The sequence below is a fragment of the Actinomadura sp. B10D3 genome, assembly GCF_039871695.1.
Taxonomy (GTDB): Bacteria; Actinomycetota; Actinomycetes; order Streptosporangiales; family Streptosporangiaceae; genus Spirillospora; species Spirillospora madurae.
Genome location: NZ_JBDPLY010000028.1, coordinates 1 through 23,077, shown reverse-complemented (window position 1 = coordinate 23,077; position 23,077 = coordinate 1). Strand labels below are relative to the sequence as shown.

At 73.3% G+C, this 23,077-nt stretch carries 21 protein-coding genes and 1 riboswitch; of the genes, 8 read left to right on the top strand and 13 right to left on the bottom strand.

Annotated elements, in window-relative coordinates; translation table 11 throughout:
- Window position 1: 1 nt before the first annotated feature.
- Window positions 2-2,662 (bottom strand): hypothetical protein, encoded by a 2,661-nt coding sequence (locus ABGB11_RS32235; protein WP_347639076.1) that lies wholly within the window; start codon window positions 2,660-2,662, stop codon window positions 2-4.
- On the bottom strand, window positions 2,659-4,425 hold the full coding sequence (locus ABGB11_RS32230) for an HSP90 family protein (protein WP_347639074.1): 1,767 nt from the start codon (window positions 4,423-4,425) through the stop codon (window positions 2,659-2,661). The genes ABGB11_RS32235 and ABGB11_RS32230 overlap by 4 nt, the downstream gene beginning before the upstream one ends.
- 259 nt (window positions 4,426-4,684) lie before the next feature.
- Between ABGB11_RS32230 and ABGB11_RS32225 the strand changes: the two genes are divergently transcribed.
- The gene (locus tag ABGB11_RS32225) at window positions 4,685-5,749 is read left to right on the top strand and encodes a class I SAM-dependent methyltransferase (protein WP_347639072.1); all 1,065 of its coding nucleotides are present in this window, start codon (window positions 4,685-4,687) and stop codon (window positions 5,747-5,749) included.
- Window positions 5,750-5,937: 188 nt separating this feature from the next.
- Here the strand turns inward: ABGB11_RS32225 and ABGB11_RS32220 are convergent, their stop codons facing one another.
- From ABGB11_RS32220 to ABGB11_RS32210, 3 genes are all read right to left on the bottom strand, one after another.
- Window positions 5,938-6,927 (bottom strand): malate dehydrogenase, encoded by a 990-nt coding sequence (locus ABGB11_RS32220; RefSeq protein WP_347639070.1) that lies wholly within the window; start codon window positions 6,925-6,927, stop codon window positions 5,938-5,940.
- A gap of 236 nt (window positions 6,928-7,163) precedes the next feature.
- The gene (locus ABGB11_RS32215) at window positions 7,164-8,381 is read right to left on the bottom strand and encodes an NADP-dependent isocitrate dehydrogenase (RefSeq protein WP_347639068.1); all 1,218 of its coding nucleotides are present in this window, start codon (window positions 8,379-8,381) and stop codon (window positions 7,164-7,166) included.
- Between the two features lie 130 nt (window positions 8,382-8,511).
- Complete coding sequence (locus ABGB11_RS32210) at window positions 8,512-8,952, bottom strand: DUF3017 domain-containing protein (RefSeq protein ID WP_347639066.1); 441 nt, start codon at window positions 8,950-8,952, stop codon at window positions 8,512-8,514.
- Between the two features lie 240 nt (window positions 8,953-9,192).
- Between ABGB11_RS32210 and ABGB11_RS32205 the strand changes: the two genes are divergently transcribed.
- Window positions 9,193-9,921, top strand: coding sequence for an FHA domain-containing protein (locus tag ABGB11_RS32205; protein ID WP_347639064.1), 729 nt, complete (start codon window positions 9,193-9,195; stop codon window positions 9,919-9,921).
- A 149-nt stretch (window positions 9,922-10,070) separates the two neighbouring features.
- Here ABGB11_RS32205 and ABGB11_RS32200 read toward each other — a convergent pair whose 3' ends face one another.
- Complete coding sequence (locus ABGB11_RS32200; protein WP_347639062.1) at window positions 10,071-10,919, bottom strand: bifunctional methylenetetrahydrofolate dehydrogenase/methenyltetrahydrofolate cyclohydrolase; 849 nt, start codon at window positions 10,917-10,919, stop codon at window positions 10,071-10,073.
- A 63-nt stretch (window positions 10,920-10,982) separates the two neighbouring features.
- A riboswitch (ZMP/ZTP riboswitch) is annotated at window positions 10,983-11,065 on the bottom strand.
- Window positions 11,066-11,172: 107 nt separating this feature from the next.
- Here ABGB11_RS32200 and ABGB11_RS32195 point away from each other — a divergent pair.
- Window positions 11,173-11,766 carry a GNAT family protein gene (locus tag ABGB11_RS32195; RefSeq protein ID WP_347639060.1) on the top strand — a complete coding sequence of 198 codons (594 nt, stop codon included), beginning with the start codon at window positions 11,173-11,175 and terminating at the stop codon, window positions 11,764-11,766.
- Window positions 11,767-11,776: 10 nt separating this feature from the next.
- Here ABGB11_RS32195 and ABGB11_RS32190 read toward each other — a convergent pair whose 3' ends face one another.
- The 3 genes from ABGB11_RS32190 to purN all read right to left on the bottom strand — a co-directional run bounded on the left by ABGB11_RS32190 (window position 11,777) and on the right by purN (window position 14,316).
- Window positions 11,777-11,953, bottom strand: a complete 177-nt coding sequence (locus ABGB11_RS32190; RefSeq protein ID WP_347639058.1) for a hypothetical protein — start codon at window positions 11,951-11,953, stop codon at window positions 11,777-11,779.
- A gap of 148 nt (window positions 11,954-12,101) precedes the next feature.
- A complete protein-coding gene (gene purH / locus ABGB11_RS32185) occupies window positions 12,102-13,667 on the bottom strand; it encodes a bifunctional phosphoribosylaminoimidazolecarboxamide formyltransferase/IMP cyclohydrolase (RefSeq protein WP_347639056.1) in 1,566 nt (521 codons plus the stop codon).
- Window positions 13,648-14,316, bottom strand: coding sequence for a phosphoribosylglycinamide formyltransferase (purN, locus tag ABGB11_RS32180; protein ID WP_347639054.1), 669 nt, complete (start codon window positions 14,314-14,316; stop codon window positions 13,648-13,650). Before purN ends, purH begins: the two co-directional genes overlap by 20 nt.
- Before the next feature lie 101 nt (window positions 14,317-14,417).
- Here purN and ABGB11_RS32175 point away from each other — a divergent pair, with 101 nt between their 5' ends.
- Window positions 14,418-14,891 (top strand): hypothetical protein, encoded by a 474-nt coding sequence (locus ABGB11_RS32175; RefSeq protein WP_347639052.1) that lies wholly within the window; start codon window positions 14,418-14,420, stop codon window positions 14,889-14,891.
- Here ABGB11_RS32175 and ABGB11_RS32170 read toward each other — a convergent pair.
- The 3 genes from ABGB11_RS32170 to sucC form a co-directional block, all read right to left on the bottom strand.
- The gene (locus ABGB11_RS32170) at window positions 14,888-16,669 is read right to left on the bottom strand and encodes a DUF6350 family protein (RefSeq protein ID WP_347639050.1); all 1,782 of its coding nucleotides are present in this window, start codon (window positions 16,667-16,669) and stop codon (window positions 14,888-14,890) included. The two genes, ABGB11_RS32175 and ABGB11_RS32170, sit on opposite strands and share 4 nt — an antisense overlap.
- 137 nt (window positions 16,670-16,806) lie before the next feature.
- Window positions 16,807-17,694: a succinate--CoA ligase subunit alpha gene (sucD, locus tag ABGB11_RS32165; RefSeq protein WP_347639048.1), complete on the bottom strand. Its 888-nt coding sequence runs from the start codon at window positions 17,692-17,694 to the stop codon at window positions 16,807-16,809.
- Between the two features lie 2 nt (window positions 17,695-17,696).
- On the bottom strand, window positions 17,697-18,878 hold the full coding sequence (sucC, locus tag ABGB11_RS32160; protein WP_347639046.1) for an ADP-forming succinate--CoA ligase subunit beta: 1,182 nt from the start codon (window positions 18,876-18,878) through the stop codon (window positions 17,697-17,699).
- A 304-nt stretch (window positions 18,879-19,182) separates the two neighbouring features.
- On the opposite strand from sucC, the gene ABGB11_RS32155 reads away from it, so the two are divergent.
- The gene (locus ABGB11_RS32155; protein WP_347639044.1) at window positions 19,183-20,691 is read left to right on the top strand and encodes a glycoside hydrolase family 15 protein; all 1,509 of its coding nucleotides are present in this window, start codon (window positions 19,183-19,185) and stop codon (window positions 20,689-20,691) included.
- A gap of 14 nt (window positions 20,692-20,705) precedes the next feature.
- On the opposite strand, the gene ABGB11_RS32150 is transcribed toward ABGB11_RS32155, so the two are convergent.
- Window positions 20,706-21,257, bottom strand: a complete 552-nt coding sequence (locus ABGB11_RS32150) for a GNAT family protein (protein ID WP_347639042.1) — start codon at window positions 21,255-21,257, stop codon at window positions 20,706-20,708.
- A gap of 50 nt (window positions 21,258-21,307) precedes the next feature.
- Here ABGB11_RS32150 and ABGB11_RS32145 point away from each other — a divergent pair, with 50 nt between their 5' ends.
- From ABGB11_RS32145 to ABGB11_RS32135, 3 genes are all read left to right on the top strand, one after another.
- On the top strand, window positions 21,308-21,901 hold the full coding sequence (locus ABGB11_RS32145; protein ID WP_347639040.1) for a TetR/AcrR family transcriptional regulator: 594 nt from the start codon (window positions 21,308-21,310) through the stop codon (window positions 21,899-21,901).
- A 7-nt stretch (window positions 21,902-21,908) separates the two neighbouring features.
- Window positions 21,909-22,397: a PH domain-containing protein gene (locus ABGB11_RS32140; protein ID WP_347639038.1), complete on the top strand. Its 489-nt coding sequence runs from the start codon at window positions 21,909-21,911 to the stop codon at window positions 22,395-22,397.
- A gap of 62 nt (window positions 22,398-22,459) precedes the next feature.
- Window positions 22,460-22,954: a MaoC family dehydratase gene (locus ABGB11_RS32135; protein WP_347639036.1), complete on the top strand. Its 495-nt coding sequence runs from the start codon at window positions 22,460-22,462 to the stop codon at window positions 22,952-22,954.
- The last annotated feature ends 123 nt before the right edge of the window (window positions 22,955-23,077 follow it).

Below are 23,077 nucleotides of genomic sequence, written 5' to 3'. Positions count from 1 at the left end.
GTCAGGAGTTCAGGGCCGACGTGATGTCGTCGTGGAGGCGGGTCGCCTCCTCGGCGGCGCCGGTCTCGTCGAGGGTGGTGAAGCCGTCCACGGCCGCGGAGGCGTGGGACGCGGCCTCCGCGAGGGCACCCGTCCGGGCCAGGAGACGAGCCTGGTCGTAGGAGACCAGGGCGGTCTCCCAGATGCGGGCCGGCTCGTTGTCCGGGGGCAGGCCCGCCAGGGCGGCGCGGGCCGTCTCCATGGCGGTGACGGCCTTCTCGCCCTCACCGCTCCACAACTGGCACATCGCCGCGCGGCGGCGGGCGCGGACCACGCCGTACGGGTCGCCGGCTTTCTCGAACGCCTCGGCCGCCTCGGCGAACCGCTCGGCGGCCAGGGCGTCCTTGTCGAGGCCGGTCAGGACGTCGGCGGCCTCGTCGAGGAAGTGCGCGACGGCGTCGTGGCGGCCCTCCTGCCCGGCGTCCTCGGCGAGGGCCTGGAACGTCACGGCGGCGTCCTCCTCCCCGAGGCGCTTCTGCGCGTGCGCGAGGATCAGGCGGCACCGCCGGGCGACATCCCCGTCGAGGCCGGGCAGCGCCTCCTCGGCGGCCTCGGCGGCCTCCAGGTGGCGGTCCGCGGCCAGGTAGGCGGCCGCGAGGTCCACGCGGAGGAGGACGGCCTGCTCGTGCGCGCCCTCGGCCGTCCAGGCGGCGATGGCCTCCACGAGGTCGGGGACGGCGTCGGCCGCGCGGTCGGCGGCCAGCAGCGCCAGCCCGCGGTCGCAGTGCGCCGCCGCCCGCATCGGCGAGTGGCCCGGCAGCGCGGTGATCGCCTCGTCCAGCAGGGCGAAGGCCTCCTCGTCCGGGCCGCCCTCCCCCGCGGCCAGGACGCGGGCGAGCAGCAGCGCGGGCGCGGCCACCTCCTCGGGGTCGGCGGAGGCCCGCGCGGCCTCGGCGGAGCGGCGCAGCGCGGCGGCGGCGCCGCCGGCGTCGCCGAGCTTGAGCAGCGCCTGCCCGCGGACGAACCAGGCCTCGCCGGCCCGGTCCGGCGCGTCGTCCTCGGCGATCCGGTCGAGGGCGGCGACGGCGTCCTCCGCGTTCCCGAGATCGAGGTGCACGGTGGCCAGCCGGATGAGCGCGCCCGTGGCCGCGCCGTCGCCGTCCGGGTTCCGCGCGAAGTACTCGACGGCCGCGACCACGTCCTGGAGGCCGTCCGCGTCGCCGTTCTGCACGCGCATCCCGCCGAGGCGGCTGAGCACGCGGTGCCGGCGGGTCTCGTCGCCCAGCTCGGCGAACCGGCGGGCCGCCTCGCGCCAGCACGCGACGGCCTCGTCGAAGTCGCCTTCGACGGCGTGCTCGACGCCTCTCGCGTCCAGGCGGCGGGCCTTCTGCAGCGGCGTCGGCTCCGCCGTCTCAGCGAGGGCGTCGAACCGCCGCCACGCGGCCAGGGCGCGTCCGAAGTCCGGACGTGTGCGGCGCTCGTCCGCGATGTCGAGGAGGGCGTCCAGGTCGTCCTCGCCGGCGAGGTCCTCCTGCGGGGCGGGCCGGGGCACCGGGGCCGGCGCCGGGGCCGGGCGGCGGTGGTGCGCGGCCAGCGGGACGAAGCCGGTGAGCGGCTCGGCCGCCAGCGTCGCGCGCACCAGGTCGCCCTGGCGGGACGTCCCGTTGCGGGCGTCGAACCGGTCCGCGAGATCCGTGGCGCGGGTCCGCAGCTCCTCGCGGAGCTCCGCGAGCGGCACGTCGGCCGCCGGGCGGCCGTCGGCGGCGGGGCGGCGGACGGTCGCCGCGCCGTGCCCGGCGGCGGCGACCCGGTCCAGGACCAGCGCCGCCGCGGCGGCGAACCGCATCTCCGCGTGCGCGCTCGGCGCCCGGTCCAGCCACCCGAGATGCCGCTGGACGATCTCCAGCCCGCGCGCCTCGTTGCCCGTCACCGCGCAGAACTCCAGGTGGTCGGCGATGTCGGACAGGTCGGCGAGCCGCGACCGGTGCACCCGGTAGGCGCGGCGGTGCGCGTCGGCGGCCTGCTCTGGACGGCCCGTCCGCAGGAACACCGGCATCATCGCGGTCCGGATCGACTGCGGCTGCTCGTTGCAGGTCAGCTGGGCGGCCAGCACGGGCGCGGCGATCTCGGCCGCCTCCTCGTGGCGGCCGGTCTCGACCAGATGGTTGACCATGCCGGTCGGGTCGCAGCCCTCGCAGTCCGACAGCTCGTCCCGCCGGGCCGCGCGCCATTTCGCGTACCAGTCGTCGGCCGTCCCGTCGCCGATGTGGCGGGCCACGAGGTGGCGGCGCCGGTAGACCGCCTGCAGGCTGTGGCCGCCGGCGAGGTAGCGGCGCTCCATGTCGTCCAGCACCGCGTACGTCCGGTCGAGCGGGATCTCCGGGAACAGCGTGAGGGCGCCCACCATGCCCTTCATCTGCCACAGCAGCATGTGCTCCTCGTCCAACCGGCCGGGGTCGCGGTCGTGCTCGGCCAGCGACCGGCTGAACGTCGCGAACGCCTTCGCCGGCTCGCCGCCGAACTGGTAGGCGTCGGTCAGCCGGACCCGCACCCGGTACGCCAGCACCTCGTCGCCGGCCGCCTCGGCGCGGCGCAGCGCGTCCTCCACGAGGACGGTCCGGGCCTCCCCGTAGGGAAGCTCCTGCGACCGCGTCATCAGCGTGTAGACGTCCTCAACGGTCATTCCGGAGCCTCCGGGGAGTGGACGGCCCACTCCAGCAGGCCGATGAAGGAACGGTTCAGCACCGCCGTGTCGGCGGGACGCAGCGGATGGTGGCCGAGCAGCAGCGCCTGCCCGTACAGGGCCTGGACGGCCAGCTCGACCGGCCCGCCGTCGCCCAGGGCCGTGATGCGCCGGGCCAGCGGGTTGCGGTGGTTCAGCACCAGCTGCGGGCGATCGGCGCCGGTCTTGGCGTTGACGGCGCCGAGCACGTCCGCCCACAGCTCGCCGGCCTCCTCCTGCGCCCGCGTCAGCTCCTCGCGGAACTGCGCGTCGCGGCTCGTGAGGTACAGCGCGGGCAGGGACGCGGGATCGAAGTCGCGGACGACCACCTCGCACCCGAGCCGCTCCACGGCCCGCTGCGCCGCCGCCAGGAACGGCCGCAGCGCCAGCTCCGCCGCCGGGTCGAGGACGCCGAACGTGGTGGTCAGCTCCGCCGCGTCCAGCCGGGCGAGCCGGATGTCGGGGTCCACCTCGGGGAGCCGCTCGATGATCTCGGTGTCGTGCACGTAGCCGCCGTTGACGAGGCCGACGCCCTGCGCGCCCGCCACCGCCGACAGCCGCCGGAACTCGTCCACGCTCGCGGTGAACCGGCCGTCCGGGTGCCGGCGGCGGAACTCGTGCAGCGTCATCGGCCCGGCGGACGTCTCGTACTCCAGCCAGCGGTCCACGATCCGCAGCATGTCGTCGTCGTGCAGGGCCATCGCCTTCACGCCGAGCTGATGCAGCCGCAGGAACGAGCGCAGCCTCGCCGGATCGGTCTCGGCCAACGCCACCAGCCACCGCCGCAGGACGCCGCCGAGCCCCTGCCTGGTCGCGTCGAGCAGCTCGTCCTCGTACAGCGCCTCGCGGCTGGCGGTCGGGCGCAGCTCGCCCGCGTCCACGACGCACCGCGCGAAGAACGCCCACTCGGGCAGCAGCCCCTCGACGCCCTCGGCCAGCAGCATCCGCTTCAGGTAGACGCGATGCGCGGACCGGGCGGTCGGCGAGACCGGCTCCGGCAGCACGAACGCGACCCCGGTCAGGCCCGCCTCCGGCACGTCGAGGTCGACGACGTCGAACGGGACGAACCCGTAGAGCTCCTCACAGTAACGTTCCAGCGCCCGGCGGCGCGCGGCCGGGTCGGGGTACGCCGCCTGCCACGGCGGCCCGTCGCCGGTGACCGGTGCCCCGTCGACGGTCAGCTCCACCGGGAGGAGCGACCCGTACGTGCGGGCCAGCTCGGCGACGACCGGCGGGCTCAGCAGCTCCGCCGCCCCCGGCCGCGCCCGGAGCGTGACCGTCGTGCCGGGCTCGTCCCGCTCCCCCGGCTCGACCCGGTAGCTGCCCTCGGACCGTCCCGTCCACCGGACGGCGCCGCCGCCCTTCGCGGACCTGGTCACGACCTCGATCTCGTCCGCGACGAGGAAGGCCGACAGCAGCCCGATCCCGAACTGCCCGAGGAAGTCATGCCGCGCGAACCCCAGCTCGTCCCGCTTCGACGACCGCCCGATCGTCGCGAGCAGCGTGTGCACCTCGTCCTCGGTGAGGCCTACCCCGTCGTCGTGGACCCGCAGCGTCCCGCCGCCGGTCTCGATCTCGACCCGGCCGCCCTCGCCGCGCGCCGTGATCGCGTCCACCGCGTTCTGGAGCAGCTCCCGCAGGTACACCCGCGGAGTCGCGTACAGATGGCGGCTCAGCAGATCCACCACACCGCGCAGGTCGACCTGAAACGCCTGATCCGCCACCGAAACGCCTCCCCCGATCACCATCCGAGCGATCACACACCCTAGCGACCGTTACCGACGCCTTCAGATCTTTTGTCACCCCCGCCGCTCGCCCGGCCGCCGTTCGTGAGCGGCTCCCGTGCCGCAGACCTCGCCGGGCGGAGGGTCATGGCTTCTCCCAGATCTGGCAAATTGGTCGGCTCCCGGCTCCCCTCCGCCGGCCCGGCCGCGATAGGGACGGAGAGGAGGGACGATGCCGTTCTGATCCCAGGGAGGGGCCGTGTCACCGGACGCCACGCGACAGGAGGAGTTCAGCGGCTTCATGGTCGACGTCCTCAACAAGGGAGCGCTCGCCCTCCTCATGAGCGTCGGCCACCAGACCGGCCTGTTCGACACCATGAGCGAGCTGCCGCCCTCCACGAGTTCGGACATCGCCAAGGCGGCGCAGCTCGACGAGCGGTACGTGCGCGAGTGGCTGGGCGGCATGGTCGTCGGCGGCATCCTGGAGTACGAACCGGACGGCGCCACGTACACGCTGCCTCCCGAGCACGCCGCCTCGCTCACCACCGCCGCCGGAACCGACAACCTCGCCGCGCTGATGCCGTACATCGCGCTGATGGGCGAGGTCGAGCAGCGGGTCGTCACCTCGTTCCGCGAGGGTGGCGGCGTCCCCTACTCCGCGTACCCCCGCTTCCAGGCCCTCCAGGCGAAGGAGACGGCCCGCGTGTACGACGCGGCCCTCGTCGACACGATCATCCCGATGGTTCCGGGCCTCGCCGAGCGGCTCCGCGACGGCATCGACGCCCTGGACGTGGGCACCGGCCAGGGGCACGCCCCCATCGTCCTGGCCCGGGCCTTTCCGAACAGCAGGTTCCACGGCCTCGACCAGTCGGAGGAGGGCATCGCGGCCGGCCGCCGGGAGGCCGAGCGGCTGTCCCTGGACAACGTCGGCTATACGGTCGGCGACGCGACGCAGATCCCCGGACGGTACGACCTGATCACCGCCTTCGACGTCATCCACGACCTGGCCCGGCCGCAGGAGACCCTCGACGCCATCGCCGCGTCCCTTCGCCCCGGTGGCGTCTTCCTGATGGGCGACATCGCCGCGTCCAGCAACCTGGAGGAGAACCTGGACCACCCCTTCGGGCCCGCGATCTACAGCTTCTCGGTCTTCTACTGCATGACCACGTCGCTGAGCACCGGCGGCGCCGGCCTCGGCTCGGTCTGGGGAGAGCAGACCGCCCACCGGATGCTCGGGGAGGCGGGCTTCACCGACGTCCAGACCCGGTCGATCGAAGGGGACCCGCTGAACGTCTACTACGTGGCGAGGACCACCCCGGCCTGACCGACGGCCGGGCCGCTTCACTTCATTCACCGTCAGGATGGCCGCCAGGCAGAGGGCGGGAGCCGATCACTCTTGCGACGAAGCCCGCCAGTTGCGCCCGCATCTCCTCGCGCAAGAGGAACTGTAAGGAAGCGGATACGGACGAGCCCCGAACCCGCCGCGGGTCCGGGGCTCGTTCGTGGATGAGGTCAGATGAGGCCGAGCTTGCGGACGGCGTCGCGCTCCTCCGACAGCTCGTTCACCGAGGCGTCGATGCGGGCGCGGGAGAAGTCGTTGATCTCCAGGCCCTGGACGATCTCCCACTTTCCGTCCCTGGTGGTGACCGGGAAGGACGAGATCAGGCCCTCGGGGACGCCGTAGGAGCCGTCCGACACGACCGCCATGGACGTCCAGTCGCCGTCGGCGGTGCCGTTCACCCAGGTGTGCACGTGGTCGATCGCGGCGGAGGCGGCGCTCGCCGCCGACGACGCGCCGCGCGCCTCGATGATCGCGGCGCCGCGCTTGGCGACGGTCGGGATGAAGTCGTTCTCCAGCCAGGCCTGGTCGTTGACCGTCTCGGCGGCGTTCTTGCCGGCGATCTCGGCGTGGAAGATGTCCGGGTACTGGGTGGCGGAGTGGTTGCCCCAGATCGTCAGCCTCCGGAGGTCGGCGACCGAGACGCCCGCCTTCTTCGACAGCTGCGCGAGCGCGCGGTTGTGGTCGAGACGCGTCATCGCGGTGAAGCGGTCGGCCGGGACGTCCGGCGCGTGCGACTTCGCGATCAGCGCGTTCGTGTTCGCCGGGTTGCCGACGACGAGGACCTTGATGTCGTCGGCGGCGCCGGCGTTGATCGCCTCGCCCTGCGGCTTGAAGATGCCGCCGTTGGCCTCCAGCAGGTCGCCGCGCTCCATGCCCTTCGTGCGCGGGCGGGCGCCGACGAGCAGCGCCACGTTGGCGCCCTGGAACGCCTGCGTCGCGTCGTCGAAGATGTCGATGCCGGACAGCAGCGGGAACGCGCAGTCGTCCAGTTCCATCGCGGTGCCCTCGGCGGCCTTCACCGCCTGCGGGATCTCCAGCAGCCGCAGGCGGACGGGTACGTCCGCGCCGAGGAGGTGCCCGGACGCGATGCGGAACAGCAGCGCGTAGCCGATCTGGCCCGCGGCGCCGGTAACGGTGACGGTGACTGGGGTGCGCGTCATTGCCTTCTTCTCCTGCTGTGACCTGACGGGGCTCAGGCGGCCATCCTTCGAACCCGACCGCCGGAGAGTCCGCCCGCGCGGGTTCTCTCGCCGTCGAGATAGTTCCGGGGATCAGGCTATCGCGCGCCCCCTACCCGCCACCGGCCAGGTTCACCACCCGGCATGCCGCCGGTCCCCGGACGCGCGGAAGGCCGTCCCGGAACGGATCCGGGACGGCCTCCGAGCGCGGGCGCGGGTCAGCCGTTGATCTTCTTCTGGAGGTTGGTGTCGAGGGCCTCCAGGAACTCCTGCGTGGTCAGCCAGGGGGTCTGAGCCCCGACGAGCAGGGCCAGGTCCTTGGTCATCTGGCCGCCCTCGACGGTCTTGACGCAGACCTCTTCGAGGTCGCGGGCGAAGCCGATCAGCTCGAGGTTGTTGTCGAGCTTGCCCCGGTGCTCCAGGCCGCGGGTCCAGGCGAAGATCGACGCGATCGGGTTGGTCGACGTCGGCTTGCCCTGCTGGTGCTGCCGGTAGTGCCGGGTCACCGTGCCGTGCGCGGCCTCGGCCTCGACGGTCTTGCCGTCCGGGGTCATGAGGACCGACGTCATGAGGCCGAGCGAGCCGAAGCCCTGCGCGAGGGTGTCGGACTGGACGTCGCCGTCGTAGTTCTTGGCCGCCCAGACGAACCCGCCCTCCCACTTGAGCGCCGCGGCGACCATGTCGTCGATGAGCCGGTGCTCGTAGGTGAGGCCCTTGGCCTCGAACTCGGCCTTGAACTCGGTCTCGTAGATCTCCTGGAAGAGGTCCTTGAACCGGCCGTCGTAGGCCTTGAGGATCGTGTTCTTCGTCGACATGTACAGCGGCATCTCGCGGTTGAGCGCGTACCGCATGCTCGTCCGGGCGAAGTCGCGGATCGAGTCGTCGTAGTTGTACATGCCCATCGCGACGCCGCCGCCGGGGAAGTTCGCGACCTCGAACTCCATCGGCTCGTCGCCGCTGTCCGGCGTGTAGGTGATCGTCACCTTGCCCGGCCCCGGGACGACGAAGTCGGTGGCCTTGTACTGGTCGCCGTGAGCGTGGCGGCCGATGATGATCGGCTTCGTCCAGCCGGGCACCAGGCGCGGGATGTTGGACGCAACGATCGGCTCACGGAAGATCACGCCGCCCAGGATGTTGCGGATCGTCCCGTTCGGGGACCGCCACATCTTCTTCAGCCCGAACTCCTCGACGCGCGCCTCGTCGGGGGTGATGGTCGCGCACTTGACGCCCACGCCGTACTGCTTGATGGCGTTGGCGGCGTCGACGGTGACCTGGTCGTCCGTGGCGTCACGGTGCTCGATTCCCAGGTCGTAGTACTTCAGGTCCACATCGAGGTAAGGCAGGATCAGCTGGTCCTTGATGAATTTCCAGATGATCCGCGTCATTTCGTCGCCGTCGAGTTCGACGACCGGGCCCGCTACTTTGATCTTGGGCATGCTGTTGCTGTCCCTTTCCTACACCTGGCCAGCAGTCCTTGTAAGGCTCAACTGGCTAGGCTAGCCGAGGCGGTCATGAGGTCTAGACCGGCCCTCGGCCCGCGGACGGCCGGGCACCTGCGCCGGCGCGCTAGCCCGGGGGGCCGCCGCCCGGCCTGGCGCGGCGCCCGGCGATGAGCAGGCGCACGCCGCGCGCCAGCGCCGTCAGCGCGATCAGCACGCCGAACGCGCCGGCGAGGACGAGCCCGGTCTTGTTCATCGGCGGGATGCTCAACGAGACGAACGCGACCATCTCGCCGAGGATCACGAGCGTCCAGCAGTCGACCGAGCGGCTCCGGACGGCGAGCGGCCCGAGCTGCGACTCGGGCAGCAGCAGCCGGGCGAGCGCGCCGATGAGCAGCGCGGCGGCCATCAGGCCCGAGCCCTTGCGGAAGTAGTTGAAGGCGCACAGCGTGAGCCCGGCGCCGACGCCGCTGAGCACGAGGAGGTACGGCAGCTGGGCGAGCCAGTGCGGCGCGGCGCCTCCGCGGCGCGGCGCCCTGCGCCTGCGCCGATGCACCTGGGTGCTCATGGCCCTCACGGTATAGGCAATCGCCCCGCCGGACGACATCGCGGGCGCCGGGGGCGCGGTGGAACGGTCCGGCTTGTCATCCGAGGCCGGGAACAAGGGTGGGACGGGAGGGGCCGCGGAGGGGCCCGGGAGACCCGAATCCCTTGCGGCATCGGACCTACTCGTCAGTAGGAGGGTGTGACAGTACGGCGCCCGGGTAACCCGGCAGACAGGGGTCGCTAACTAGCTGGGAGGACTGCCGTGGAGGGGCCGTTCATGCGGATCGAGGACAGCGGGCTGGTGATGCCGCTGCGCCCCGACGTTACGACGGTCGGGAGAGGGAGAGGAGTGGACATCCGCCTCGACGACCCGAGTGTGTCCCGTTTGCACGCAGAGATCGTCCGACGCGGGCCGTACGTCTACGTGGTGGACATGGGCCTGTCCCGCAACGGGACGCGCGTCAACGGGCGGCCGATCGCCCGCCGAGTCCTGGAGGACGGCGACGTCGTGAGCTTCGGCACGGCGCGCTGCCGCTTGGGGGGAATCCCCCGTGAGGAGGTCGACCCGGACGTCGAACTGCGGCGCGCCGTCGCGCCCGAGCTCACCCGCCGCGAGGTCGACGTGCTGACCTCGCTGTGCCGGCCCGCCCTGTCCGACGAGGCGTTCGTGGCCCCCGCCACGGCGCGCGACATCGCCGGCGAGCTGGTCGTCACCGAGGCGGCCGTCAAGCAGCACCTGCTGCGCCTCTACCAGAAGTTCCGCATCCCCGAGGGCGCCAACCGGCGCACGCGGCTCGCCAACGAGGTCATCGCGATGGGCCTCGTCCGGCCGCTGCCGCCGGTGCACGTGCCCCAGGGCCGCCCGCCGATGGACGGGCGGGTGTCCGGGGTGCGGACCACGGGCGAGACGCGCAGGCCCGGGGCGCCGGGGCACGCAGCACATGGGCCGGGACGTCCGGCGCACAGCACGGCCGGGCGGAGGGCCAGCTGATGTGAACAGCGGTCGCCCTCCGCGGCAGCGCATATGCGAGGGGCGATCGCCCAGACCCCCGTCCCGCGTACGTGACGGCGCGGTGCGGGGAGACGTAGGCGGGGGCCGCCACCCTTGGTGCTGGGTGGCGGCCCTCGTACGTGTGGTGGTCAGAGGGCCCGTTCGGCGGCCTCGACGACGTTGGCGAGCAGCATCGCGCGGGTCATGGGGCCGACGCCGCCGGGATTGGGCGCGACCCACCCGGCCACGTCGCGGACGTCGGCGGCGACGTCCCCGGCGAGCTTGCCGTCCACCCGGGACACGCCGACGTCGAGGACGGCGGCGCCGGGCTTGACCATGTCCGCGGTGATCAGGCCGGGGACGCCGGCGGCGGCCACGACGATGTCGGCCGCGCGGGTGTGCGCCGCGAGGTCGCGCGTCGCGGTGTGGCAGAGGGTGACCGTCGCGTTCTCGGAGCGGCGGGTCAGCAGCAGGCCGAGGGAGCGCCCGACGGTGATGCCGCGGCCGACGACGGTGACCTCGGCGCCCTTGATCGGGACGTCGAACCGGCGCAGCAGCTCGACGATGCCCTTCGGCGTGCAGGGCAGCGGGCCGGGCTGCATCAGCACGAGCCGGCCGAGGTTGACGGGGTGCAGGCCGTCGGCGTCCTTGGACGGGTCGATGCGCTCCAGCACGCGCTGCTCGTCGAGGCCCTTCGGGAGCGGGAGCTGGACGATGTAGCCGGTGCAGGCGGGGTCGGCGTTCAGCTCGGCGACGACGCGCTCCACATCGTCCTGGGTGGCGGTGGCGGGCAGGTCGCGGCGGATGCTCTCGATGCCGACCTCGGCGCAGTCGCGGTGCTTCATGTTGACGTAGGAGTGGCTGCCGGGGTCGTCGCCGACCAGCACCGTGCCGAGCCCGACCGACACGCCGCGGTCGCGCAGCGCCTCGACGCGGACCTTGAGGTCGGAGCGGATCTCGGCGGCCGTGGCCTTGCCGTCCAGAATCTGTGCCGTCATGGGTACCTCCGCGTGGATCTCACCTGGACCGGGACCGGCTCGCAGCACGGCCGCGGCAGGGGCGCCGGCCACCCAGGCGCGCGGTGTCCGGACCGTTCGCTCCCCGGTGGTGATCCACCTTGACCGCGCCAGTCGCGTAGGCCACCCATGCTAACCGGCCGGTCGGGCGGCGGCGCGGCCGCGCGGTGGCTTGTGGAAATCGGCGCCGAGTGGCCCTGCCGGGGGCCGGCCGGCGGCTCCTAGCGTGGTCCGCATGAGCGACGCATGGTTCGAGCGGCCCGTACTGACCGGGCGGTACGTGCGGCTGGAGCCGCTGTCGGACGAGCATGCCGAGGGCCTCTTCGCGGCGTCCGAGGACCCGGCCGTGTGGACGTGGCTGAGCGAGCGGCGGCCCGTGACGGCCGCGCAGATGCGGGTGCTCGTCGGCAAGGCGCTGACGGCCTGCGAGCGCGGTCTGCGCCTGCCCTGGGTCCAGGTCGACGTCTCGACGGGTGAGGTGGCCGGGACGACGTCGTACTACGAGATCGTCCCGTCCCACCGCGGCCTGTGCATCGGCCACACCTGGCTCGGGTCGCGGTGGCACCGCACGGCGATCAACACCGAGGCGAAGCTGCTGCTGATGGGGCGCGCGTTCGACGATCTGGGCGCGATGCGGGTCGGGTGGCACACGCACGTCCGGAACGCGCGGTCGCGGGCGGCCCTCGAGCGTCTCGGCGCGTCGTTCGAGGGCGTGCACCGCAAGCACCGGATCCTGGCGGACGGCTCGGTCCGCGACACCGCCGCGTACGCCATGACGGACGACGAGTGGCCCGCCGCCGCCGCGCGCCTGCGCGCCCGGCTGCGCTGATCGCGGCGGGTCAGTCCTCGGAGCCCTGCCGCCAGGCGATGAGGCGGTCGGTGCCGTGCCAGCCCAGCTGCGCGGCCAGCAGCGCGGCCAGGAAGGCCGCGACCAGCCCGATCACCTGCCGGGACTCCATGAGCAGCGAGTCGGCCTGGTACACGACGCCCAGCATGAGGGACACCACGACATCCATCCCGCCTCCATAACGGAACGCCCGCGCCAAGGTCAAGGGAGGATTACGGGGCGCGGCCCGCCCGAGGCTACCCGCCCCGCGACCGTGCCCCCACCCCGCCCAAACCCCCAACGAGCGTGTTCCTCACCACACCTGGTCAGCGGCCGGATCAGTGGAAGAAGTGCCGGACTCCGGTGAAGTAGAGGGTGATGCCGGCCTTCTCGGCGGCTTCGATGACCTTGCCGTCGTTGACGGAGCCGCCCGGCTGGACGATGGCCCGCACGCCCGCCTCGGTCAGCACCTCCAGGCCGTCCGGGAAGGGGAAGAACGCGTCGGAGGCGCCCACCGCCGACGCCGCCCGCTCCGCGCCGGCCCGCGCGACGGCGAGCTTGGCGGAGTCGACCCGGTTGACCTGGCCCATGCCGACGCCGACGGTGGCGCCGTCGGCGGCCAGCAGGATCGCGTTGGACTTCACCGACCGGATCGCCCGCCACGCGAACGCCAGGTCGCGGAGGGCGGCCTCGTCCGCGGGCTCGCCGGTCTTGAGCTCCCAGGCGGCCGGGTCGTCGCCGGGCGCGTCCACGCGGTCGACGCCCTGGAGCAGGACGCCGCCGTCGATGCGCCGGTACTCGGCCGCGCCCGCCGGGGCGTCGGGGCAGACCAGCAGCCGGATGTTCTTGAACCGGTCCTTGAGGACGGTCACGGCCTCGTCCTCGAAGGACGGGGCCACCACCACCTCGGCGAAGCTCTCGGTGACCTGCCGGGCCATCGCGGCGGTGACCGGGCGGTTCGCCGCGATGACGCCGCCGTACGCCGAGACGGGGTCGCAGGCGTGCGCCTTGCGGTGCGCCGCGGCGATGTCGGCGCCGACGGCGATGCCGCACGGGTTGGCGTGCTTGATGATCGCGACGCACGGCTCGGTGAAGTCGTAGGCGGCGCGGCGGGCGGCGTCGGTGTCGACGTAGTTGTTGTACGACATCTCCTTGCCGTACAGCTGCTCCGCCCCGGCCAGACCGGTCTCGCCCGGCGACCGGTACAGCGCGGCGCGCTGGTGCGGGTTCTCGCCGTACCGCAGGGTGTTCGACCGCTCCCAGGTGGCGCCGAGGAAGTCGGGCCACTGCGTCTCGGCGGCGGTCTCGTCGGGCGCGTAGGCGCTCGCGAACCAGGACGCGACGGCGACGTCGTAGGACGCCGTGTGGGCGAACGCCCGCGCGGCGAGGCGGCGCCGCTCCTCCAGGGTGAAGCCGCCCGCCCGCACGGCGTCGAGGACCGTCCCGTAGGCGGACGGGTCGACGACGACGGCGACGCTCGCGTGGTTCTTCGCGGCGGCGCGGACCATCGTGGGCCCGCCGATGTCGATCTGCTCGACGCACTCGTCCGGCCCGGCGCCCGAGGCAACCGTGTCGGCGAACGGGTACAGGTTGGCGACGACCAGGTCGAACGGCTCGACGCCGAGGTCGTCGAGCTGCTGGAGGTGGTCGTCCTTGCGCCGGTCGGCGAGCAGGCCGGCGTGCACGCGGGGGTGCAGGGTCTTGACCCGCCCGTCCAGGCACTCGGGGAACCCGGTGAGCTTCTCCACCTTCATCACCGGGACGCCGGCGGCGGAGATCCGGCCCGCCGTGGACCCGGTGGAGACGATCTCCACGCCCGCCTCGTGCAGGCCCCGGGCCAGCTCCTCCAGCCCGGACTTGTCGTACACGCTGATCAGCGCGCGCTCAATCGCCACCCGACTCACCGGCCGAGCTCCCCTCTTGATCGGACGAATCACCACAGGTCCTGCACTTCATCGAGACCCGCCTGCCGTGCGCGGTCCAGCCGTCGCGGGCGAGGCGTCCGACGACGTCGACGAGGAGGCCTCGCTCCACCTGCTTGATGCGCTCGTGCAGGGAGTCTTCGTCGTCATGCCAGCGGACCGGGACGGTCTCCTGGGCGATGACGGGTCCGGTGTCCACGCCTTCGTCGACGAAGTGAACCGTACAGCCCGTGACCTTGACCCCGTACGCCAGGGCGTCCCGTACGGGATGGGCGCCCGGAAAAGACGGAAGAAGCGCGGGGTGGGTGTTGACCGTCCGGCCGCCGAACCGGGCCAGGAACCGGGGCCCGAGGATCTTCATGAAGCCGGCGGAGACGACCAGGTCGGGCTCGTAGGCGCCGACCGCCTCGGTGAGGGCGGTGTCCCAGTCGGGGCGGGACGGGAAATCGGCGACACGCAGGGTGAAAGTGGGCACACCCGAGCGTTCGGCGCGCTCGGTTCCCCCGATATCGGGACGGTCCGCACCCACGGCCACGACCTGCGCCCCGTAGGCTGGATCCGCGCACGCGTCGAGCAGCGCTTGTAGGTTGGTCCCCGCGCCGGAGACGAGGACGACGAGCCGGGCGGACACATGACTCCCCGGTGGACGTTGCTGGGACACCACGAAGCCTATCGGGCGAGCTCGGTGCCGCTTGATCCCAGCCGGACCCCACGGGCCAGGAGGAGACGATCGTGAGCGAGCAGCAGGGCCCGCCGGCCCCGCCCGAGGACCGCCCCGGCGGGCACCCGGCGGGGCAGCCGCCCGCGGGACCGCGGCAGGACCCCCGGCGCACCGGCTGGCGGGCCCTGTGGCTCGGCGGCATCGCGCTGCTGACCGCGGTCTTCTTCTACCCGCTCGGCCTGGTGCTGGGCGTCGCCGCGCTGGTCGTCGGCGTCCGGGCCCGGCGCAGCGCGCGCCGCACGCGGGACTCCGCGCCCGGCGCCGTCCCCGGCATCGTCCTCGGCGCGATCGGGCTCGCGTTCTCGCTGCTGTCGGTGTCGCTCACGGCGTTCCTGTGGTCGGAGCTGAGCGGCTACCAGAGCTGCGTCAGCGCGTCGAACACGACCACCGACAAGCAGGCGTGCCGCGACGAGTACTACCCGAAGATCGAGAAGAAGCTCGACCTGCCCGCCGGGAGCATGGACAAGTACGGCGACCTGCTCTAGCCGTCCTGGTCGGGGTCCTCCCGCAGGACGTAGATCGCGCCGCCGCGGTTCTCGGTGCGTCCCGGGTCCTCGCGCGGAGGCGGGACAGGGCGGGACGGCTCCTCGGGCTCCGCCGCAGTTTCGTCCACGACGGGTTCGTCCACGACGTGGCCCTCCACGACGACCGTGCCGTCGCTCGGGGGCGCGGGCGGCGGGGACGGTTCCGCGGCCAGGCCGGGCAGGGGCTCGGCCCTGAGGCGGGCCCTGCGCGGCGCGAGGACGGGCTCGGCCTCCTCGAACTCCAGCCGGCCGGGGGCGTGCGGGGCCCTCGGCGGCGGCTCGGGCGCCGGCCGGGGCCGCGGGTCGTGGTCGCCGGGGACGGGCGCGGACAGCGGCATCGCCGGCTCCGGCGCGACCCGCGCCCGCTTCTTCGGCTTGCGTGCGGGCTTCGGGGCGGGCTGCGGCGCCGGCTTCCTGGACGCCGTCTTCTTCGAGGCCCGCTTCTCGCGGGTGTCGCGCGCCGGGCGGCGCAGCACCATCCAGTTCGCCACCCACGCCGCGAGCGCCGCCGAGATGCCCACTTCGAGGGCGGCCATCAGCCCGACCTGCCAGGCGGAGGGGCCGACGGTCGCCATCCGCCCGCCGCCGAGCGGCCCGCCGGACAGCGCGCTCAGCAGCGCCGCGACGGCCCCGGTCAGCGCGCCGGACACGAAGCCCCACAGCGGGGCGCCCTCCGACACCGGGCTCGGCAGCGACCGGATCGTCAGGACGCCGCCGACCGCCCCCGCGACGAACGGCGCGGCCAGCGCCAGCAGGGAGATCGCGGGGGCGGGGCCCGGCTGGGGAAGCGCGGCGAGCGGCGGGAAGGCGGGGACGGCGTCCAGGAACACGCCCGTCGGGGAGACGCTCGTCCCGGCGCCGACCGAGAACCCGGGCCCGACGGCGTAGGCCATCCCCCAGATCGCCGCGTTCGGCAGGAACGCCAGCTCGACCAGCAGCAGCAGGACGCCGCCGACGACGCCGGGCGCGAGCATGTCGTAGAGGTCGGCGGCGTCCGACAGGTGCAGGGCGAGGGACGCGCCGACGAGGATCGCGCCCGACGCCAGCAGCACGCTCAGCGCCCCCGCCACGCCGATCACGAGGGACCGCGGCCGCTCCGGCAGCAGCTTGAGCAGCGCGCCCAGCCCGGACCGGACCCGGCCCTCCCCCCGCGCCTCGGCCGCCACGACCGCCCGCGCGGCCCCGAGCCCGCCAGCGACGGCGGCGACGAGGAAGCACCCGACGAACGCCTGCCAGGCCGACGGCCGGACGGTCTCCGACGAGGCCGCGAGCGCGAGCAGCCCGGCCAGGCCGGCGTACGGCGCGGCGAGCGCGACCGCCACGTGCACGACCGCGATCCGCTGCCGGCGCTGGAGCCCGACCACCCGGATCATCCAGCCGCCGCCCCGGTGCAGCAGCACGCCCGGCAGGACGAGCACGCCCAGCGGCAACAGCCCGAAGCGTCCCTGCCCGTAGGAGAAGCCCGCGTGGTGGGAGACGAGCCAGAAGTTGACGGCGGTCCGGAACACCCCGGCCATGCCGTGCCCGAGCGCGGTCTTCGGCGCGGCGATCCACCCGATCAGCGTGATCGTGGTGAGCACGGCGAGCCCGATGCCGATGCACCACAGCGCCGCGACGAGCCCCGTCACGTAGAGCGGCCTGGCCGCCGGGGCCGGCCGCTCCCGGCCGGAGTCCGCGCGCGGCGGCCCGTCCTTCGCAGGGTCCCGCTCCGCACGCCGCCCGGGGGTCTTGTCGCTCACGGGCTCCATGCTGGCACCGCCCCCGCCCCGCGGGGCCCCGCCCGGCCCGGCGTGTCGCCTTTGTCGTCCCGTCCCGGGCCGCATGCGAGAAGACGCCCGGACCGCCGGGGCGGCTCGGGCGTCTTCTCGTACCGCGGTCAGCGGTTCTTCATGATCTCCCGCATGAGGACGGCGGTCTCGCTCGGGGTCTTCCCGACGCGGACGCCGACCTTCTCCAGGGCCTCCTTCTTCGCCTGCGCGGTGCCGGCGGAGCCGGACACGATGGCGCCGGCGTGGCCCATGGTCTTGCCCTCGGGGGCGGTGAACCCGGCGACGTAGCCGACGACCGGCTTGGTCACGTGCTGCTCGATGTAGGCGGCGGCGCGCTCCTCGGCGTCGCCCCCGATCTCACCGATCATCACGATGGCGTCGGTGTCCGGGTCGTCCTGGAACGCCTGGAGGGCATCGATGTGGGTCGTCCCGATGACGGGGTCGCCGCCGATGCCGACGCAGGTGGAGAAGCCGATGTCGCGCAGCTCGTACATCATCTGGTAGGTCAGCGTGCCCGACTTGGACACGAGGCCGATGCGGCCGGGCGTGGTGATGTCGGCCGGGATGATGCCCGCGTTGGACTTGCCGGGGGACGCGATGCCGGGGCAGTTCGGCCCGATGATCCGGGTCTTGTTGCCGGCCTTCTCGGCGTAGGCCCAGAAGTAGGCGGTGTCGTGCACCGGGATGCCCTCGGTGATGACGACGCAGAGCGGGATCTCGGCGTCGATCGCCTCGACGACGGCGTCCTTGGTGAACTTCGGCGGGACGAACACGACGGAGACGTCCGCGCCGGTCTCGGCCATGGCCTCCTTGACGGTGCCGAAGACCGGGAGGACGGTGCCGTCGAAGTCGACGGACTGGCCGGCCTTGCGGGCGTTCACGCCGCCGACGACCTGGGCGCCGGAGGCGAGCATCCGGCGGCCGTGCTTGGTGCCCTCGGAGCCCGTGATGCCCTGCACGATGATCTTGCTGTTCTCGGTGAGCCAGATGGCCATTGTCATGCACCTGCCGCTGCGAGTTCGGCGGCGCGCCTGGCCGCGTCGTCCATGGTGTCGACCTGCTGGACGCCGGGGAGCGCCGCGTCGTTGAGGATCGTGCGCCCGAGCTCGGCGTTGTTGCCGTCCAGGCGGACGACGAGCGGGCGGTCGACGGCCTCGCCGCGGTCGGCCAGCAGCTTGTAGGCCGAGACGATGCCGTTGGCGACGGCGTCGCACGCGGTGATGCCGCCGAAGACGTTGACGAAGACGGACCTGACGTCGCCGTCGGACAGGACGATCTCCAGCCCGTTCGCCATCACCTCGGCGGACGCCCCGCCGCCGATGTCGAGGAAGTTCGCCGGCTTCTGCCCGTCGAACTCCTCACCGGCGTAGGCGACCACGTCGAGGGTGGACATGACCAGGCCGGCGCCGTTGCCGATGATGCCGACGCTGCCGTCCAGCTTGACGTAGTTGAGGTCCTTGGCCTTGGCGGCCGCCTCCAGCGGGTCGGCCGCGGCCTTGTCCTCCAGCTTCTCGTGGTCGTCCTGGCGGAACACGGCGTTGTCGTCCAGGGAGACCTTGCCGTCGAGCGCCTTCACCTGGCCGTCGGCCGTGAGGATCATCGGGTTCACCTCGACGAGGGAGGCGTCCTCGTCGGTGAACACGGCCCACAGCCGCTCGATGAGCTCGGCGGCGCCGTCGAGCGCCTCCTGCGGCAGCCGGCCCTGCTCGGCGATCTCGCGGGCCTTGGCCCGGTCGACGCCCTCCAGCGGAGAGATCGGCACCATCGCCAGCCGGTCGTGCGGCACCTCCTCGATCTCCACGCCGCCCTCGACCGAGCAGATGGACAGGAAGGTGCGGTTCGCCCTGTCGAGCAGGAAGGAGAAGTAGTACTCCTGGGCGATCGCGCTGCCCTCCTCGATCAGGACCTTGTGGACCGTGTGGCCCTTGATGTCCATGCCGAGGATCTGGGTGGCGAGTTCCTGGGCCTCGTCGGCGGAGTCGGCCAGCTTCACGCCGCCGGCCTTGCCGCGGCCACCGGTCTTCACCTGGGCCTTGACGACGACCTTCGAGCTCCCCGCGGCGAACAGCTCCGCCGCGATGGCCCGGGCTTCCTGGGGAGTATGGGCGACCTTGCCGGTGGGCACCGGTACCCCGTACTCGGCGAAGAGTTCCTTCGCCTGATGTTCGAACAGGTCCACGAGGCGTCCTTTTTACGGATCGACAGCCAAATGTGACCACACGAGTGGGGGTTACACGGGTGTCCGTGCGGCCGGTCACTCTGCGGTCCGCTCCGTCGATGCAGCCTAGTCAACCAGTCTTCGTGGTGATGCCGCCGGGTCCATATGTCACCGAGACTTCCCTCCCGCGGAGAGTACCGGGGGGCGTCAGGTGTGCTCATCCTCAGGGGAGGGCACGAGTGGCACGTGAGGAGGATGAACCAATTGACGTAGTTTGATGTACTTATTTCGGCCGGGCAGCTGATGCGGCAAAGGGGGCGAACGCATGGCGATGGCGGAAGAACGGGACACATCCGTCGCCGCACCCGTTCCCGCCGTTCCGGTCCCGCCGGTCCCGCCGGCCCCGCGCCGCGGGCCCGCCCGGCGGCGGCCCGCCTCGCGCCGGCGCTCGCGCATCCGCACGGTCCGCCGCACGGCGGCGATGCTCGTCGTGGCCGCGCTCGTCGCGACCGGCGGCGTCACCGTCCCCGAGCCGCAGGGGCCCGGCTGGGCGAGCCCGGGGCTGGTCGGCGGCGGCGGATGGCCCTTCGCCGGCGTCCCGCTCCCGCCCGACCAGGCCGAGGGGGCGTCCTACCTGCCGGACAGCTCGGTGATCAGGCTCGCGGACGGGCGGATCCGGCTCATCCCGTCCGGCGGCGACACCCCGGTCACCGTGGAGGCGTCCGACCCGCGGGTGGCACGGGCCGTCCGGTCCGACAGCGCGTGGCTGGCCCAGGGCACGATCCCCGGCGGCCCGGACGGGAGCCACCGCGACATGGCGGCCCGCGCGCTCCTCGACCTGCGCCTCCTCACCCGCCCGAACGGGGCGTCCCTCGCGTCCTGGTACTCCAAGTGGCGGTACTGCTGGCCCCGCGACTCCGCGTTCACCGTCGCCGCGTTCACGGTGACGGGCCACCCGTCCGAGGCGCGCCGCGTGCTCCGCTTCCTCGCTCGCGCCCAGAACGACAACGGCATGTGGGCCGCGCGCTACAACGCCGACGGGACGGCCGTCGCGGACGGCCGCGCCCCGCAGCTCGACTCGCTCGGCTGGGTGCTGTGGGCCGCCTGGTTCTACCGCGTCCAGAGCAGGGACGCGGACGAGCTGCCCGCGCTCTGGCCGATGGTGCAGCGTGCAGCCGACCACCTGGCGCGCGCGCTGGACGCCGAAGGTCTGCCGCCCGCGTCGTCCGACTACTGGGAACGTGACCACCGCCGCGAGCAGGACCCGCGGCGCCCCACGCTCGGCGTCGTCGGGCCCGCGCTGGCCGGGCTCCGCGCGGCCGCCGACCTCGCCGACATGCGCGGCGCGGGCGGCAAGGCCGCCGAGTGGCGGCACGCGGCGCGACGGGTGTCGGACGCGGTGGACAGGCAGTTCGCACCTTACGGATACCCGCGCTCGCCCATCCCGGGCGGGCTGATGGACACCTCGGTGACCTTCCTCGCACCGCCCTTCGCGCACCCCGACCCGGGCGTGACCGCCGCGATCGGTGACGCCGCGCGCAAGCAGGCGCTGCCGAACGGGGGCGTCCTGCCGGGCGAGCGCTGGTCCGGCGACCCGGACGTCGCCTGGACGCCGGAGACGGCGCTGTTCGGGCTGAACGCCGCCGCCTCGGGGCGGACCGGCGACGCGCTGAGCCGCCTCGCCTGGCTGTCCGCGCACCGCACGTCCCTGGGCGTCCTGCCGGAGAAGGTCGGCGTGACCGGCAAGCCGGCCGGCCCGGCACCGCTCGGCTGGACGGCATCACTCGTCCTCCTCAGCCTGTCGGCCCTGGAACGCCCACTCCCCGTCCCCTAGCCACGCTCCGTTCCCTAGCCGTGACCGCCCGTCCACTCTTCGGCGAGGACGGCCCATACCTGGGTGTCGCGGCGCTCGCCGTCCAGCACGAACGACTGCCGCAGGACGCCCTCGCAGGTCATGCCGAGCCGCTTCGCCACCGCGGCGCTCGCGGTGTTGCGGGGGTCGCAGAGCCACTCGACGCGGTGCATCCCCCGCGCGCGGATCGCCCAGTCGATCATGATGCGGACGGCCTCGGTGATCAAGCCGCGGCCCCGCACCTCCGCCGCGAGCCAGACGCCGGCCTCGCAGACGCCCTGCGCCGGGTCGAACGTCCGGAAGACCGTCCCGCCCTGGAGGACGCCGTCCACCCAGATGCCGTACATGCGGCCCGTGTCCTTGGCCTGCCTGTCGGCGTAGGACTGGAGCACCCGGCGGGCCGACTCCTCGTCCACCACCGTGCGCGCCCACGGGATGTACTGCTCGACGTCCGCGCGGACCCTCTCCGCGTGCGCGGCGAACTCGGCGGCCTGCCAGGGCTCGAACGGGCGCAGTTCGGCACCGTCGGCGAGCGTGCGGGCGAACATGGGGGCCTCCCGGGGGTACGTGCCGAACGTTTGTTATGTACTCTACGGGAATGCCCGCGCGAGGTGACCACGACGCCCGCCGCCGGGACGTGTCCGAGGCCGTCTGGCGCGTCCTCGCCGCACGCGGCTTCGGCGGCCTGACCCTGCGCGCGGTCGCCGCCGAGATGGGCGCCTCGACGGGCCTGCTCACGCACTACTTCCCGAGCAAGAAGGCCCTGGTCGCCCACGCCCTCGACCTCGCCGACGAGCGCACCGCGAACCGGCCCCTCCGCGAGGCCCCGCCCGGCCTGCCCGCCCTGCGCGCCGCCCTGCTGGACGTCCTGCCGCTCACCCCCGCGGCGGCGGACATGAACCGGATCTGGGTCGGGTCGTGGGACGTCGCCCTCGCCGACCCCGAGCTCGGCGAACGCCAGCGGCACCGCTACCGGAACTGGCGCGCCCGGCTCCGCCCGCACGCGGCCGCCGCGGTCGCCCGGGGCGAGCTGCCCGCCTCGTCCGACGTGGACGCCGTCGTCGCGAACGCCGCCGCCTTCGCGCACGGCCTGGTCGTCCACGCCCTCCTGGACCCCGGCGCGTACCCGCCGGACCGCCAGACCGCGATGCTGGACGCCTTCCTCGCGTCCCTCGCCCGTCCGGGCCCATAATGCCCCGATGATCGAATCACGGACGCTGCGCTGCCCCCGCCACCTCGGCATGTTCCTCGCCGGAGCCGCCATCGTCGCGCTCTTCGGCGTGGTGGCGGTCGACAAGGCCCGCGGCGGCGCCGGCTTCCCGGCCTACGCCACCGGAGCCGTGTGCTTCCTCGTCGCGCTCGGGCTCCTCCCGATGCTGCGCACGCGCATGATCATCGGCGGCGACGCCCTCACCCTGGTCTGGGGCTACGGCCGCCACCGCCTCCCCTGGACGGCCATCGTCGAGATCTCCGCGGACGCCCACCACGGCTTCTGGATGCTCCACGTGCGGACCGAGGACCACGAGCGCGTGGCGGCCTTCTTCCCCGTCCGCCCGGCGTCGATGAAGGTGGACCAGGGCACGCACCTCCAGGAGCCCTCCGGCGACACCCCCTACGGGCTCTACAAGCTCCACGCCGAACTCTGGGAGGAATGGCGGCGCCACGTCCCGGCCCCGGCCGCCGGCTGACGCGGCCGGCCGCGGGCGGGCCCGCCCGGTGGAACGATCCGCCGCTGAGCCATCCTGGTGCCATGACGATCAGCACGCGCCCCCTCGGTGACGACTTCGGCTCCCCCATCGACGACCGCTACTTCGAGGACTACACCGCCGGCGCCGTCTACGAGTACGGCCACGTCACCCTGGACGAGGCGGAGATCATCGAGTTCGCCCGCCGGTTCGACCCGCAGCCCATCCACGTCGACCCGGACTTCGCCGCGTCCGGTCCCTTCAAGGGCATCATCGCGAGCGGCTGGCACACCGGCTCGATCATGATGCGGCTGTTCGCCGACCACTTCCTGTCCCGCGTCGCGAGCCTCGCCTCCCCCGGCGTGGACGAGCTGCGCTGGCCCGCGCCGGTCCGTCCCGGCGACGCGCTGCGCCTCCGCGTGGAAGTGCTGGAGGCGCGCCCGTCCCGCTCCAAGCCGGACCGCGGCATCGTCCGCACCCGCGCCGAACTCCTCAACCAGGACGACCAGGTCGTCCTGCACACCCTCCCGATGAACCTGCTGCGCCGCCGCGACGCCTAGTACTACATCACTAGATCGCGGTTGGTGACTGGTGGGTATCGGTCAGTGATCAGGATGGGGTGTGCGAGCGTGTCGGCATGCCCCCATCCCCTGAGAACGCCGCTGCCGGAGCGGTGACACGTG

Excerpts from the sequence above, each read along its gene's own strand:
- ABGB11_RS32150 (WP_347639042.1), bottom strand. The coding sequence starts at position 21,257 with ATGTTCGCCCGCACGCTCGCCGACGGTGCCGAACTGCGCCCGTTCGAG.
- ABGB11_RS32135 (WP_347639036.1), top strand. The coding sequence starts at position 22,460 with ATGACGATCAGCACGCGCCCCCTCGGTGACGACTTCGGCTCCCCCATC.
- sucD (WP_347639048.1), bottom strand. The coding sequence starts at position 17,694 with ATGGCCATCTGGCTCACCGAGAACAGCAAGATCATCGTGCAGGGCATC.
- ABGB11_RS32140 (WP_347639038.1), top strand. The coding sequence starts at position 21,909 with ATGATCGAATCACGGACGCTGCGCTGCCCCCGCCACCTCGGCATGTTC.
- ABGB11_RS32235 (WP_347639076.1), bottom strand. The coding sequence starts at position 2,662 with ATGACCGTTGAGGACGTCTACACGCTGATGACGCGGTCGCAGGAGCTT.
- ABGB11_RS32200 (WP_347639062.1), bottom strand. The coding sequence starts at position 10,919 with ATGACGGCACAGATTCTGGACGGCAAGGCCACGGCCGCCGAGATCCGC.
- ABGB11_RS32145 (WP_347639040.1), top strand. The coding sequence starts at position 21,308 with ATGCCCGCGCGAGGTGACCACGACGCCCGCCGCCGGGACGTGTCCGAG.
- ABGB11_RS32190 (WP_347639058.1), bottom strand. The coding sequence starts at position 11,953 with ATGGATGTCGTGGTGTCCCTCATGCTGGGCGTCGTGTACCAGGCCGAC.
- ABGB11_RS32155 (WP_347639044.1), top strand. The coding sequence starts at position 19,183 with ATGGCGATGGCGGAAGAACGGGACACATCCGTCGCCGCACCCGTTCCC.
- ABGB11_RS32195 (WP_347639060.1), top strand. The coding sequence starts at position 11,173 with ATGAGCGACGCATGGTTCGAGCGGCCCGTACTGACCGGGCGGTACGTG.
- ABGB11_RS32210 (WP_347639066.1), bottom strand. The coding sequence starts at position 8,952 with ATGAGCACCCAGGTGCATCGGCGCAGGCGCAGGGCGCCGCGCCGCGGA.
- ABGB11_RS32215 (WP_347639068.1), bottom strand. The coding sequence starts at position 8,381 with ATGCCCAAGATCAAAGTAGCGGGCCCGGTCGTCGAACTCGACGGCGAC.
- ABGB11_RS32220 (WP_347639070.1), bottom strand. The coding sequence starts at position 6,927 with ATGACGCGCACCCCAGTCACCGTCACCGTTACCGGCGCCGCGGGCCAG.